This is a genomic window from Rhodococcus sp. Q, from assembly GCF_005503035.1.
In the GTDB taxonomy this organism is placed as follows: domain Bacteria; phylum Actinomycetota; class Actinomycetes; order Mycobacteriales; family Mycobacteriaceae; genus Rhodococcus_G.
Map to the genome: position 1 here is coordinate 18593 of NZ_SCOY01000010.1, position 13440 is coordinate 32032.

Below are 13440 nucleotides of genomic sequence, written 5' to 3' on the forward strand. Positions count from 1 at the left end.
AGAACGGTGACGGCACCCACCCAGCCGGTCACTGGCTCGGTTGCGGCAGTTGACAGTCGGTGATCTTCGGATTGACGCCGAAGTAGTTCAGCGGTCCAGCCAGGACGGTAACCGCGATGGTGCCCGCGTCCGCACAGTTTCCGGGCTCGGAACCGAAGTATCCGCGCTGAGCAGCGGCGATCGCACCGATGACCAACCAGACGAGTACCAGAACCATGATGATCCTCATCGCACACCTTCCTTCGCTCCCGACGGGGTTCCCGAGACGGGCGCTTTCAAACGCGGGCCCCGGTCCACGCCTCCGGCTCGCCCCGTACCCGCGGGGACGACCCAACCGGTGTCGAGATGCGGCAGAGAGTGTCGAACCGTCTGTCCGCGGGCGGACCGGGACGCGCAGCGGAGATACGGGCGATTCGGGGAGCGGCGCCGATACGCTGCGGTCGTGACCACCGAAGCCGAGTCCAAGTCCGACCTGATTCAGCGATTGCAGGTGCTGCGGGAGTCGGTCCTGTGGAAGCTGGACGGCCTGTCGGAGTACGACCTTCGACGCCCGTTGACGCCCACCGGCACGAACCTGCTCGGTCTCGTCAAGCACCTGGCCGGATGCGAATTCGGCTACTTCGGCTATGTCTTCGGCCGCCCGGCCCCGGTGGAGTTGCCCTGGGCGACCCCCGGGGCCTCGGCGAACGCGGACATGTGGGCGACGCCGGAGCAGTCGACCGAGTTCATCGTCGACGGTCTCTACCGTCGATCGTGGAAGCATGCCGAGCAAACGTTCGAGACCCTCGATCTCGACTCGCCAGGATCGGTGCCCGGGTGGCCCCAGGAGCACGTCACGCTTCATCAGATCCTGCTGCACATGAACATCGAAACGGCACGCCATGCCGGACACGCCGACATCGTTCGGGAGATGATCGACGGCGCCGCCGGGATGACCCGCGGCAACGACAACCTCGCGATCAGCGACGTCGACAGCACGTCCAGACATTTCGAGCGAGTTCGAGCCGCTGCCGATACGTTCCGGTGAGGGCGGTATCCCGCTGATCGTCACTGCCACTCGGCTACCGTGTCCGTTGTGCGGCCGGACCGGTGCCCGTACGGTGTGGGGATGCGCCTGTCCGCGGTGCTCGCGGCCCTCGCCGTCGTCGGCGGGGCGGTCGCCGCTGCGCCACCGTCCACCGCGGCACCGGAACTCGGGTGCGCGTGGCAGTTCATGTCGAACGCCACCACCTTGAACGTCGCGTTCCCTGACGCCAACGCCACCTACTGGGTGCTGCCGTACACCCTGCTCGCCGGTGACCGCATCACCCTCGCCGGGGAGTACCCGTACGCCCGGTACATGTCGCTCAACACCTACGGCACCGACTTCGACACCGTGGACACGTTGCGCGACAACGAGATCACCCCGGACTCCGGGAGCGGCAACCCGTTCGCCGACCCCACCGCCACCTCGCTGCCGCCGGATCGGCGGCGCTGGCACGCCACCGTCACCACCGGGCCGGCCGACCACGGTCGCAACGAGATCGCCGCGCTGCCGACGGGCGCGGGCGCGCAACGCCTTCCGGCCGGGTTCCTCATCATCCGCGTCTACGTTCCGGACGACGCGGCGTCCCCGGCGGGTGGGGTGCCGCTGCCGCAGGTGAGCCTGACCCGCGCCGGACGCACCGTCGAGGTCACCACCTGCAGCACCCCCTTCGACCCGGCGGCGGTCACCGGCGGCCCGATCGGCGGCGCCGCCGCGTCCGCGTTCGATTCGGTCCTCGCGTCCGCGGCGGCAGGCGCATTCCCCGGCAACACCCCGGAGGCCACGTTCGTCAACCCGGCGAGCACGTCGGGCCTGTTTCCCAACGGCGACAACAAGTACGTCGGCGCCGCGCTGACCCATCAGCCGGGCCGCATCGTCGTCGTCCGGGGCCGCGCACCGACGTTCCCCGACACCAGGGCCGGGACACCGGTCACCGAACCCGGTACGCAGGTGCGGTACTGGTCGATGTGCCAGAACGACCTCGTGTCTCCGTATCCGGTGGTCGCCTGCGCCGCGGACTTCCAGACGGCCGTGGACGATTCGGGCTACTACACGTACGTGATCGCCGCCCCCGAGGACGTCCCTGCCTCGGCCGCCGCCGATCCGGCGGTGACCGTGCTGCCGTGGGGGTCGACGGACGTCGCGAAGAAGGTGCTGTTCCTGCGGCACATGCTGCCGAGCCCGCAGTTCTATCCGCATTCCGTGCAGGCGTCCCAGGACAGCGGCGTGGCCCCGGCCACGTCGATGGGTGAGTACTACCCGCGCGCCGTCTATTGCGACACCGACACCTACGAAACCGGTGGCTACAGCTCCTGTTTCGACTGACGAACAAGTTCGACCGATCAGCGAGGGAGGACACACATGGCCGACGCCATCGTCGTGGAGGGCCTGGTCAAGAGGTACGGCACCGTCACCGCCCTGGACGGCATCGACCTGACCGTCCCCGCGGGAACGGTGACGGCGCTCCTCGGCCCCAACGGGGCAGGCAAGACCACGGCGGTGCGGGTGCTGACCACCCTGCTGGTCCCGGACAGCGGCATCGCCCGCGTCGACGGTCTCGACGTCGTCGCCGACGCCGGGAAACTGCGTTCCCGAATCGGGGCGTCGGGCCAGTACGCGGCCGTCGACGAGTACCTGACCGGGTTCGAGAACCTCGAGATGGTCGGCCGGCTGTATCACCTGGGTACGAAACCTAGTCAGCGGCGGGCCCGGGAACTGCTCGACCAGTTCGACCTCACCGACGCCGCGGACCGGCCCGTGAAGGGCTACTCCGGTGGCATGCGCCGCCGCCTCGACCTCGCGGGCGCGCTCGTCGCGACACCGCCGGTGCTGTTCCTCGACGAGCCGACCACCGGGCTCGATCCCCGCGCCCGGATCGGCCTGTGGAACGTCATCGACGAGCTCGTCGCCCAGGGCACCACGCTGTTGCTGACGACGCAGTACATGGACGAGGCGGAACGGCTCGCCGACCGGATCGCCGTCATCGACCACGGCGCGGTCATCGCGCGGGGCACCGCGGACGAACTGAAGAACCTGGTCGGCGGGGAACGCATCGAACTCGGGTTGGCCGACGCAGCCCGCCTGCCAGACCTGCGGATCGAGCTGGACCCGTTGGCCGTCGGCGAGATTCAGGTGGAATCCGCCACCGGAAAGGTCGTGGTTCCGGTCGACGGGGGCGCGGACTCGCTGGCGGCGGCGTTGGCCCGACTGTCGGCGGCCGGGATCGCCGTCACCGACATCGCCCTGCGCAAACCGACCCTCGACGACGTGTTCCTGTCCCTGACCGGGCACGAGGCGCAGGACGACGAGGACCGCGACAGCAGGGACCGCGACAGCAGGGACCGCGACGGCAGGGAAGGGGCGGCGCAATGAACGCGATGCAGATGGTGGCGTCCGACGGACTGACCATCGCCAAGCGAAACGTCATCAAGATCAAGCGGGTTCCCGACCTCATCGTCTTCACGGTGCTGTCGCCGATCATGTTCGTGTTGCTGTTCGCGTTCGTGTTCGGCAGCGCCATCGAGGTTCCCGGCATGTCGTACCGCGAGTTCCTCATCGCGGGCGTCTTCACCCAGACCGTCATCTTCGGCGCCACCTGGACGGGACTCGGCATGGTCGAGGACCTGCAGAAGGGCATCATCGACCGGTTCCGGTCGCTGCCGATGGCGCCGTCCGCGGTGCTCATCGGCCGCACCTCCACCGATGTCATCATCAACGTCATCAGCCTCGTCGTGATGTCGCTGACCGGCCTGGTCATCGGATGGCGCATCCACTCGTCGGTCCTCGAGGCGGCCGCCGCCTACGCGTTGATGTTGTTGTTCGCGTACGCGCTGTCCTGGGTGATGGCGGTGGTCGGCATGTGGGTCCGCACCCCCGAGGTGTTCAACAACGCCAGCTTCATGGTGATCTTCCCGCTCTCGTTCATCGCGAACACCTTCGTCGATCCGTCGTCGATGCCACCGGTGCTGCAGGTCATCGCGGAGTGGAACCCGGTGTCCGCGTTGACGCAGGCGGTGCGGAACCTGTTCGGAAACACCGCCCCGCAGATGCCGCCGCCGCAGGCGTGGCCCCTGCAGAACCCGATCGTGGCGACGCTGCTGTGGATCGCGCTGATGCTGATCGTGTTCGTGCCGTTCGCGATCCACCGCTACAAGAAGGCCGTGAGTCGCTGAGTTCAGGGTGTCCACCTGTTCGGTTCCCGCTCGGAGCGGAGCGCGACGTCGGGGTCGTTCCGGTCGACCTCAGCCGCTTTCGGGTCGAGGGGGCTGTGTCTGATGGTGGCCACCTCTCGTGCCTGTGGCTGGCCGCCGACGATGGATTCGCGGATGTCTTTATCGATTTCGGCGGTGGTGTCGAGTGCTGCGACGCGCCACCAGGATTGGGCGGAGCCGGTGAATCGGCCTCGAGCGCGACCGCTGCGCTTCTAGGATTTGCACATGGGTGCGGCGTGGCCGCTCATCGGGCGGGAAGAGGAACTGCAGTTCATCGAACGTGGCCTGCGCCGGGCAGATGGATCACGGGGCATTGTGCTCGCGGGTGCGGCGGGCGTGGGAAAGACACGACTCGCACAGGAAGCGTTGTCGTTGGCCGCACGCCGCGGAGCGCTGACCAGGTGGATTCCAGCGACGGCGTCCGCGAGGGCACTACCGCTGGGCGCGTTCTCGGGCGTGCTGAGCGTGACGGGCCAGGCCCCATCCCTGGTGGTGCAGCGTGCCATCGCCGCGTTGGTCGACAGGGCGGGCAGGGCCGGAGTGGTGGTCGCGGTCGACGATGCGCACCTTCTCGATGACCTGTCGTCGTCTCTCGTTCAGCATCTCGCGGTTCGCCGGGCCGCAACCGTGATCCTGACGCTGCGGAGCGGAGAATCGGCGCCCGATGCGATCACCGGGCTGTGGAAGGACGGGTACCTCGACCGGTGCGACGTGCAGCCGTTGTCGGCAACCGAGACGGCGGCGTTGCTCGAGTTGGTCCTCGGTGGGCCGGTGGACAGCGCCACCTCGGCCCGCCTGGGTGCGCTGGCCCGGGGCAGTGCCCTGTATCTGCGGCAACTGGTCGACAGCGGCCTCGAGTCCACTCGCCTGCGGCAGGTCGGCGGTGTATGGCGCTGGGAGGGACCAGCGCTGGTGTCCCAGAGTCTGTCCGAGCTCATCGAGGACCGGATGGGGAGCCTGTCGGAGCCGGTGCGGGAGGTGGTGGACGTCCTTGCCTTCGGTGAGCCGCTTCCGGTATCCGTGCTGGCAGACCTGACCGATCGGGACGCGGTCGAGCAGGCCGAGGCACGCGGTGTGGTGAGTGTGGCCGGCGAAACCGGTCCGCTGCAGGCCCGACTCGCGCATCCGCTGTACGGGGAGGTGCGCCGACTGCGTACAGGGCCGCTGCGCGCTGCCAGGGTGTGCCGCCGTGTGGCGCAGGCGCTCGGGGAAGCCGACGACAACGGCGGAGCGGATGTTCTGCGCCGCGCGGTGCTCACACTCGCCGCCGATGCCGCGTTGGGCGCCGACGGCGAGTCGGATCCGCAGTTGTTCACCGCGGCCGCCCAGCGGGCACTGGAGCTGTGCGACACCGGCCTGGCGGCGCGGCTCGCCGGGGCAACGGTACGCGCCGGCGGTGGGTTCGTTCCGCATTTCCTCCTCGTCTATGCCCTGTGCCTGAATGACCAGGGGGAAGATGCCGAGCGTGAGGCGGCGGCGTTGGCGGCGAGAGCGTGCACCGATGAGCAGCGGGTACAGATAGCCCTGTTGCGGGCGGGAAATCTGTTCTGGACGCTCGGCCGGCCCGATCGGGCCAAGGCCACGCTGGACGCGGTCGAATCGCTCGCACGGACGATCGGCGCCGGCCCCGAGCTGGACGCGTTGCGCGCACCAATTGCGGCTGAACTCGGCCGGCTCGTGGACGCAATCCGTGCCGCAACGAAGGCGCTCGCATCGCCGTCACTGTCCGCTAATTCGGTCGTGATGGCGACCTGGGGGTTGACGCTGGGTCTCGGGGTGGTGGGCCGTGTCGACGAGATCGGCCCGGTCGTCGACCGGGCTGCCACGGCTGCGACCCGGACAGCGCAGGGGCGCCTGCTGCTTCAGCCCGTCAAGCTCTGCCAGATCAACGCGTTGCGCCTCGGGGGATACCTCGACGAAGCCGAGGCTCTCGCGCATGAGCAGCGGGAGGACACCTGGGAAGTGCCCGGGCAGGGACAACTCGTGACGATGTTCCTGGTTGGTCACACCGCGCTTGGGCGCGGAAAGCTGCGCTTCGCGAGGCGTCGGCTGCGGGAAGCGTACGCAGGACTCGGAGCGTGCAACCAACCAACCTGGGCGGTCACGTGTCAGCTGTATCTGACGCAGGCGGTGGCCATGTCCGGTGACGCGGTCGCCGCCGAGCGGGAATCGTCGGCTCTCGACACGGCCATCCACGATCACCGGGTGCCGAACTCGCTCTACGTGGTCCAACCGGAGATCATCCTGACCCGGGCGTGGGTGGCGGCCGCCCAGGGTACGGTCAGCGAGGCGATCGCGCTGGCGCATGAGGCCGCCGACACCGCGGGGGCGTCAGGGCAGCTCGCGCACGAGGTATATGCGCTGCACACCGCGGTGTGCTTCGGGGACCGCACCGTCACCGACCGACTGACCGAACTCGCCACCATGGTGGACGGGCCACGAGCCCCCGCCGCCGCCGCGCAGGCGGCCGCACTCGCCGCCGACGACGCCCACGCCCTGCTCGAGGTGTCCGAGCGGCTGGAGCAGATGGGGGACCTGCTCGCCGCGGCCGATGCCGCCGCGCAGGCGACCATCGCCTACACCCGACGCGGGCTGCGTGGGTCCGCGAGCACCGCCTCCGCGCGTGCGCATCGGCTGGCGAAGGATTGCGAGGGCGCCCGCACCCCGGCGCTGGCGTCGGCCGTCCGACCGCTGCCGCTGACCGCCCGGCAACGTGAGGTCGGTTCTCTCGTCGCCCAGGGGTTGTCCAACCAGCAGATCGCCGACCGCCTGGGGATGTCCGTCCGCACCGTCGAGGGACACATCTACCGCGCCGGCATCAGGCTGGGTCTCACGAACCGTGCGGAGTTCGCCGCCCTGATCCGTGACGAAGATCGGGCGACTGATACCCGCGGACGCGGCACGGGCCCGCAGCAGGAGCAGTTCCAGCGCTCGGGATGACGCGCTGGCCGGGGGATCAGGTGAGGGGGAGCTCCGCGAAGGGCGCGCCCGTCGGCTGCGTCGACCCGCCGGGCGGTTCGACTGTGAACGCGAGCGCCGTGGCCTCGCCGATCCCGTCGAGCACCGCCGTCGTCGACGGGGCGACGGTCGCCGCGTCCATGGTGCCCGCGGGCACCATGTCGGATCCTTGGACCAGCCACATCTGGTAGACCGTGCCCGGTTCGGGCGGGGTGACGTTGTTCATCACCAGCACTCCGGCGTCCGCGTCCTTCGAGTACACGACGGTCGCGGTGCCGCCGCCCTCGATGGCACCGGACGAGGTGCGCACGTCGTCGGCGGCGAACACCTGCTCGGCCGTCGGCGCGGGCTCGTCGGTGAGAATGCGAGTGGCGACGACGCCACCCCCGACCGCCACGACGACGGCGGCGGCCGCGGTGAGCAGTGCGGTGCGCATCCGGCGGGGGCGCCTGGTTGCCAGGTCGACGGGTTCGGCCGCCGGGCGGTCGGCTGCCACCGCCGCGAGAATGGTCGCCCGCAGGTGCGCGGGCGGTTCGGTCGCGGTCGCCTCGGACACCTCGGCCATCGTTTCGCGCGCCTCGCCGACGCGGCGGGCGAACTCGGCGGCCTCCGCCGGCGGCGCAGCGGCGAGCGCGGTGTCGATCTGCGCTCGTTCGTCGTCCGAGATCGCGTCGAGGGCGTACACCTCGGCCAGATCCAGCCTGTCGTTTCCGGCGTCGCCGGGGAGGGTGCGCTCGGTCATCGCTGCTCACCCCCGAGGCACTGACGCAGGCGGAGCAGGCCGTCCCGGATTCTGGATTTGACGGTCGGCAGGGTCGCCGAAAGTTGTTCGGACACTTCACGATATGTGAGACCGCGATAGTAGGCGAGTTCGAGGGACTGCCGTTGCAGGTCGGTGAGGGTGCCGAGGCAGCGCACCACCAGCTGCCGGTCCTCCCGCCTGGTCACCTCCTCGGTGACACTGTCGAACGGCGCGTCGACGGCAGCCGCGTGATAGCGCGACTCCCGATCCGACCCGGACTGCTCCGAGCGCACCCGGTCCACGGCCCGCCGATGCGCGAGGGTGATCACCCACGACAGCGCCGACCCCTGCGCGGAGTCGAACGTTCCCGCGGTCCGCCAGACCTGCAGGAACACTTCCTGCGTCGTCTCCTCGCTGTACCCGGGGTCGCGCAGCACCCGCAGCACCATTCCGTACACCCGAGCCCGAGTCAGGTCGTAGAAGCGGGCGAACGCGTCCTCGTCCTGCCCGGAGACGCGCCGAAGCAGGGTCGCGAGTGTGTCGGTGTCACCGCTCACGCCGGTCATGCGTCCTGTCCGCTCATCGGACGGAAGCCTATCCGGGCGGGTTGGCGGGCTCAAGACAGACCCACCGGGACGCTGCGACGGCACGGCGATCACCCTCTCGGTGGCCGGGGCACGAAGAATGCCGTGCGGTCCTGGTATTCGCGGTAGCCCGGGCGGGCGGCCATCGACTTCTCCAGCAGCCGCGCACCCGTCGCGTACACCAGGAAGTACGTCATGAGGATCGGCGACAGGACGGTCAGTACGCCGGGCCACACCGACGCGCAGATCAGCCACACGCCCCACCAGAGGCAGGCGTCGCCGAAGTAGTTGGGGTGCCGCGTCCATCCCCACAGTCCGCGGTCCATGATGCGACCGCGATTCGCGGGGTCGCGGGTGAAGCGCAGCATCTGCCGGTCGCCGACGGCCTCGAACGTCACCCCGACCACCCACAGCACGAGCCCGGCAGCGACGGCGACCGTCCCGACCCCACTCGTGATGCCGAGCACCGCGGAGACCTGCAGTGGCAGCGACACGAACCACTGCGAGGCACCCTGGATCGCGAACACCCGCAACACGACCGTCGCGGTCGACGCGCCACCCGCCCGCTCCAGGAGGTCGCGATACCGGGGGTCCTCACCCTTGCCGACCGACTTGCGGTGCATGTGGATGCTCAGCCGCACCCCCCACACCGCGACGAGCACGAACAGCAGCCACCGACGCCCGACGTCGCCGTCGCCGAGGACGGCCGCGACGAAGGCGACGAGGACGAATCCGATTCCCCATGCGACATCGACGACGTTGACGCGACCGATGCGGCGCCCGACCGCGAACGCACCTGTCTGGACCAGCACCAGGACCGCCAGGCTCGCCGCCGACACGACCAGGAGGTTCGCCGCGGCGCTCACGACGCACCGCCCTTCGTCAGGGTGATCTGCTGGACGTCGAGGTACCCGGATCGGAAGCCGGCCTCCGAGTAGGCGAGGTAGAACTCCCACATCCGCCGGAACGTGGCGTCGAAACCCAACCCGGCCACGGCATCCGCGTTCGCCGTGAACCGCTCCCGCCACAACCGGAGGGTGTCCGCGTAGTCGGAGCCGAACCCGAGCCGTCCCTCCGTGCGAAGGGCGGTGTGCGCCGCCGCCTGCTCCAGCGCCTCGGTGGACGGCAGCAGACCGCCGGGGAAGATGTACTTGTGGATCCAGGTGTAGGTGCCGCGGGTGGCCCGCATCCGCGCATCGGGCATCGTGATCGCCTGCAGCGCCACCCGTCCGCCGGGGACGAGCACCCGGTCGATCGTCTCGAAGTACGTCGGCCAGTACTCGAATCCGACGGCCTCGATCATCTCCACCGACACGACCGCGTCGTACTCGCCGCGCACGCCGCGGTAGTCGAGCAGGTCGATGTCCACCCGGTCCGCGAACCCGGCGGCAGCGACGCGGCGACGCGCCAGGTCCTGCTGCTCGCTCGACAGCGTCACCGACCGGACGTGTGCGCCTCGTCGCGCCGCACGGACGGCGAGTTCACCCCAGCCGGTTCCGATCTCGAGCAGCCGCGTCCCCGCGCCGACACCGGCCTCGTCGAGCAGTCGGTCGATCTTGCGGTGCTGCGCGGACTCCAACGTGTCCCATCGCGCGGGGACCTCACCGAACAGCGCACTCGAATAGGTCATCGTGTCGTCGAGGAACAGCGCGAACAGCTCGTTGGACAGGTCGTAGTGCCGGGAGATGTTCGAGCGGGTGTTCTCCGCCGAGTTGCGTTCCGCGGCCGGCTGGCCCGGCAACACCAGGGGACGCAACACCTGCAGCGCGCGCGGGACCAGCGAGGCGGCCGACGCCGCGAACGGCGTCAGCACCGCCGCCGGATCGGGGGCGTCCCAGTCGCCCGCCATGTACGCCTCACCGAATCCGATCAAGCCGTCCGCCGCGACCCGGCGCGCGAACGCGGCAGGGCGGTGCACCCGCATGAGCGGTGCGCACGGATCACCCGAACCGAGGTTCGTTCCGTCCGGGAGGGCGACCCGCACGTCGAGGCGGGACACGGCGCGGCGGAACAGGCGGGCGGCGATCGGCGCGCCGAGCCGCGCCGACGCACCGGACGGGACCCGTGCGATGTCCGGCCACCGCACGGGATCCGGTGCTGTGCCGGCACCGTGGGTGTGGGTGACGGTCATCGGCTGGCCTCCAGGTTCGGTGTCGGGGTGGTCGGGCGGGGAACGACGGGCAGACCGCGCAACCACAGCGCGACACCCTGGACACGGATGCGGGCGGCCACCAGCTGCGGCGCCAACGGGGAACGCAGGACCGCCCCGACCACCCGGACCGCTGTGGCAGGGGTCCGCCGTCCCTGCATGGACGCGACGAACGGTGCATGCCCGTCGCGGTGCAGGGTCACCGACACCGCGAGACGCTCACCCGGCTCCGGCACCCGCAGCGTGTAGGTGCCCTCGACCGCATTGAACGGCGAGACGTAGAACTCCTTGGCCGCCTCGGCCCGCCCGTCGCCGTCGGGGAACAGGACGTAGGGATGCCTGCCGCCGTACGTGTTGTGCACCTCCGCGACCACGCACCGCAGCGCACCGTCACGGTCGTGGCACCAGTACACGCTCAGCGGGTTGAACACATAGCCGAGCATCCGCGGCATCAGCAGCGCCGTCACCCGCCAGGTCCCCGGGTCCAGTCCGGCGCCGGTGAGCACGTCGTCGAGACCGGCGCGGAGCGAGCCCGTTCCACCGAAGTGGTCCCGTCCGTCGAAACGCGCGAAGGGCCGCAACCACACCGGCAGCCGCGGCAGGTCGTCGAGATCGACGAACCAGCTGTAGCCGCGATAGGCGAAAGCGTGCCGCAGCGGGGTCCGCCGGACGTGCCGGATCCGGGTGCGGTACAGCGCGGGCGTGGTCACGACGCCACCCCCACCAGTACGCCCGCCGCGGCCCCGATGCGCTGGGCCGCCCGCAGTCCCGCCGCGGCGCCGTCCTCGTGGAATCCCCAGCCGTGGTAGGCGCCCGCGAACGCGACGGTGTCGGTGCCGAGTTCGGGCAGGCGCCGCTGCGCGGCCACCGATTCGGGTGTGTACAGCGGATGCTCGTAGGTCATCTCGGCGATCACCGTCGCGGGGTCGACACGGTCGCCGCCGCCGAGGGTGACCAGGAACCGGCGGTCGGGCACGTTCAGGCGCATCAGCCGGCTCATGTCGTAGGTGACGACGACACCCGCCGCGTCGCCACCGGGTATCAGGTAGTTCCAGGAGGCGCGGGCCGCAGCGGCGCGGGGGAGCAGCGACGAGTCGGTGTGCAGCCGAGCCATGTTCGTCGAGTACGTGATCGCACCCAGCACGTCCGTCTCGGCGGTGGTCGGGTAGTCCAGCAGTCTCAGCGCCTGATGAGGGTGGACGGCGACGACGGCCGCGTCGAAACGGCGCGGCTCACCGTTCGCGGTGATCCGGACCCCGTCGGGGAGGCGCTCGAGCCGCTGCACCGGAGTGCCGGTGCGCACCTCGTGCAGTGTCGAGGCGACCTTCTCCACGTACCGGGCGGACCCGCCCGTGACGGTCCGCCAGGGCGGCGACCCGAACACGGTGAGCATGCCGTGGTGGTCGAGGAACGTCAGCAGGTAGCGCGCCGGATACCGCAGCGCGACGGCCGGATCGCACGACCACACCGCCGCGACCAGCGGGGTCATGAAGTGGTCGGCGAAATACCGGGAGAACCGCAGCCGGTCGAGGAAGGACCCGAGGGTTTCGCCGTCCCGTTCCGTGTCGGCGTCGAGCAGCGCCCGCGCCGCCCGGTGGAACCGCACCACCTCGCCGAGCATCCGGAGGTGCCGACCCCGCGTCAGCGACCGTGCGGTGGGGAACAGGCCGGAAATCCCCTTCGCCCCGGCGTATTCGACGCCGGTGATCTCCGAGCGCACCGACATCGACATGTCCGTCGGCTGCGTCGCCACGCCGAGCTCGTCGAACAGCGCGCACAGCGTCGGGTAGGTGCGGTCGTTGTGCACGATGAACCCGGTGTCCACCGGCACCTGCCGCCCGTCACCGAGGTCGACGTCGTGGGTGTGCGCGTGGCCGCCCAACCGGGAATCGGCCTCGAACAGGATCACCCGGTCGCGCTTGGCCAGGACGTACGCGGCGGTCAGGCCCGCGACGCCGCTGCCGATCACCGCGACGGACCGGCCCGGCGGCGCTGAAGGAATCGTCATGACCGGAGTTCGGAGCCGGACCCCCGCCGGATGGGTTTCGTCAAACGTGATCGGTGGCACCCGTCCGGGACGGGTTGGGCTCCGAATACCGGTGGACACCCACCCGCCGCCGGTGGCCGCGCCACCACCCGACCGTAGGAGCACGTGACGTGAACTGGACCGGACGAATCGCCACGACCATCACCTGCTGCGCCGCCGCCCTGTCATTGGCCGGGACCGCCGCCGCGCAGACCGCGCCCGGGACACCTCTCACCCCGGTCGAGCGGGTCGACCTGCCCCGCTACCTCGGCACCTGGCACCAACTCGCCGCCAACCCGGCACCCTTCAACCTCGACTGCGTGCGCGACACCACCGCCCGGTACAGCCTGGTCGACGACCGCGACGTGCGCGTGGAGAACTCGTGCACCACCGTCACCGGCGGCCGGCGCGGCATCGTCGGCAACGCCCGCGTCAACGGACCCGCCGAACTGCACGTCTCGTTCCCGTCGGTGCCGGGACAGAGCGCGCCGGACGGGCCGAGCAACTACCTCGTCGCCCACATCGCCGACGACTACTCGTGGGCGCTCGTCGGCGACCCCAGCCGACTCTCCGGCTTCGTGCTGTCCCGGACCCCGGCCGTGGACACGGCACGTTGGCAGGAGATCCGGCACGTCGTCGAGGCGCGGGGCTACAACTCGTGCCTGATGCTGACCTCCCCGACCACCGGGGGCCTGCAGGACATCCGCCCCCTCTGCACGGTGTAGGTCACGGACCCGGCGCCGCC

13 protein-coding genes are annotated in these 13440 nt (G+C 70.3%); 6 read left to right on the plus strand and 7 right to left on the minus strand.

The features are described 5' to 3' along the window. Positions 1-28: 28 nt before the first annotated feature. On the minus strand, positions 29-229 hold the full coding sequence (locus tag FFS72_RS12525; protein ID WP_050064370.1) for a hypothetical protein: 201 nt from the start codon (positions 227-229) through the stop codon (positions 29-31). A gap of 213 nt (positions 230-442) precedes the next feature. Between FFS72_RS12525 and FFS72_RS12530 the strand changes: the two genes are divergently transcribed. The 5 genes from FFS72_RS12530 to FFS72_RS12550 all read left to right on the plus strand — a co-directional run bounded on the left by FFS72_RS12530 (position 443) and on the right by FFS72_RS12550 (position 7176). Then, entirely contained in the window at positions 443-1027 is a 585-nt protein-coding gene (locus tag FFS72_RS12530) for a DinB family protein (protein ID WP_137874247.1), read from the plus strand. Positions 1028-1108: 81 nt separating this feature from the next. Further along, positions 1109-2350: a hypothetical protein gene (locus FFS72_RS12535; RefSeq protein WP_137874248.1), complete on the plus strand. Its 1242-nt coding sequence runs from the start codon at positions 1109-1111 to the stop codon at positions 2348-2350. A 36-nt stretch (positions 2351-2386) separates the two neighbouring features. After that, positions 2387-3397: an ATP-binding cassette domain-containing protein gene (locus FFS72_RS12540; RefSeq protein WP_137874249.1), complete on the plus strand. Its 1011-nt coding sequence runs from the start codon at positions 2387-2389 to the stop codon at positions 3395-3397. Further along, positions 3394-4197: an ABC transporter permease gene (locus tag FFS72_RS12545; protein ID WP_050064374.1), complete on the plus strand. Its 804-nt coding sequence runs from the start codon at positions 3394-3396 to the stop codon at positions 4195-4197. Before FFS72_RS12540 ends, FFS72_RS12545 begins: the two co-directional genes overlap by 4 nt. Before the next feature lie 264 nt (positions 4198-4461). Next, entirely contained in the window at positions 4462-7176 is a 2715-nt protein-coding gene (locus FFS72_RS12550) for a helix-turn-helix transcriptional regulator (protein ID WP_137874250.1), read from the plus strand. A 16-nt stretch (positions 7177-7192) separates the two neighbouring features. Here FFS72_RS12550 and FFS72_RS12555 read toward each other — a convergent pair whose 3' ends face one another. The 6 genes from FFS72_RS12555 to FFS72_RS12580 all read right to left on the minus strand — a co-directional run bounded on the left by FFS72_RS12555 (position 7193) and on the right by FFS72_RS12580 (position 12677). Then, a complete protein-coding gene (locus FFS72_RS12555) occupies positions 7193-7936 on the minus strand; it encodes an anti-sigma factor (RefSeq protein ID WP_137874251.1) in 744 nt (247 codons plus the stop codon). Continuing rightward, a complete protein-coding gene (locus FFS72_RS12560; RefSeq protein WP_137874252.1) occupies positions 7933-8502 on the minus strand; it encodes a sigma-70 family RNA polymerase sigma factor in 570 nt (189 codons plus the stop codon). Before FFS72_RS12560 ends, FFS72_RS12555 begins: the two co-directional genes overlap by 4 nt. 89 nt (positions 8503-8591) lie before the next feature. Then, positions 8592-9386, minus strand: a complete 795-nt coding sequence (locus tag FFS72_RS12565) for a DUF1295 domain-containing protein (protein ID WP_137874253.1) — start codon at positions 9384-9386, stop codon at positions 8592-8594. Continuing rightward, complete coding sequence (locus FFS72_RS12570) at positions 9383-10651, minus strand: class I SAM-dependent methyltransferase (protein WP_137874254.1); 1269 nt, start codon at positions 10649-10651, stop codon at positions 9383-9385. The genes FFS72_RS12565 and FFS72_RS12570 overlap by 4 nt, the downstream gene beginning before the upstream one ends. Beyond that, on the minus strand, positions 10648-11379 hold the full coding sequence (locus FFS72_RS12575) for a DUF1365 domain-containing protein (RefSeq protein ID WP_137874255.1): 732 nt from the start codon (positions 11377-11379) through the stop codon (positions 10648-10650). Before FFS72_RS12575 ends, FFS72_RS12570 begins: the two co-directional genes overlap by 4 nt. Next, positions 11376-12677 (minus strand): NAD(P)/FAD-dependent oxidoreductase, encoded by a 1302-nt coding sequence (locus FFS72_RS12580; protein ID WP_137874256.1) that lies wholly within the window; start codon positions 12675-12677, stop codon positions 11376-11378. Before FFS72_RS12580 ends, FFS72_RS12575 begins: the two co-directional genes overlap by 4 nt. A 149-nt stretch (positions 12678-12826) precedes the next feature. Here FFS72_RS12580 and FFS72_RS12585 point away from each other — a divergent pair, with 149 nt between their 5' ends. Further along, complete coding sequence (locus FFS72_RS12585) at positions 12827-13420, plus strand: lipocalin family protein (RefSeq protein WP_171018653.1); 594 nt, start codon at positions 12827-12829, stop codon at positions 13418-13420. Positions 13421-13440: the final 20 nt, after the last annotated feature.

Excerpts from the sequence above, each read along its gene's own strand:
- FFS72_RS12525 (WP_050064370.1), bottom strand. The coding sequence starts at position 229 with ATGAGGATCATCATGGTTCTGGTACTCGTCTGGTTGGTCATCGGTGCG.
- FFS72_RS12535 (WP_137874248.1), top strand. The coding sequence starts at position 1,109 with ATGCGCCTGTCCGCGGTGCTCGCGGCCCTCGCCGTCGTCGGCGGGGCG.
- FFS72_RS12540 (WP_137874249.1), top strand. The coding sequence starts at position 2,387 with ATGGCCGACGCCATCGTCGTGGAGGGCCTGGTCAAGAGGTACGGCACC.
- FFS72_RS12545 (WP_050064374.1), top strand. The coding sequence starts at position 3,394 with ATGAACGCGATGCAGATGGTGGCGTCCGACGGACTGACCATCGCCAAG.
- FFS72_RS12550 (WP_137874250.1), top strand. The coding sequence starts at position 4,462 with ATGGGTGCGGCGTGGCCGCTCATCGGGCGGGAAGAGGAACTGCAGTTC.
- FFS72_RS12555 (WP_137874251.1), bottom strand. The coding sequence starts at position 7,936 with ATGACCGAGCGCACCCTCCCCGGCGACGCCGGAAACGACAGGCTGGAT.
- FFS72_RS12560 (WP_137874252.1), bottom strand. The coding sequence starts at position 8,502 with ATGACCGGCGTGAGCGGTGACACCGACACACTCGCGACCCTGCTTCGG.
- FFS72_RS12570 (WP_137874254.1), bottom strand. The coding sequence starts at position 10,651 with ATGACCGTCACCCACACCCACGGTGCCGGCACAGCACCGGATCCCGTG.
- FFS72_RS12580 (WP_137874256.1), bottom strand. The coding sequence starts at position 12,677 with ATGACGATTCCTTCAGCGCCGCCGGGCCGGTCCGTCGCGGTGATCGGC.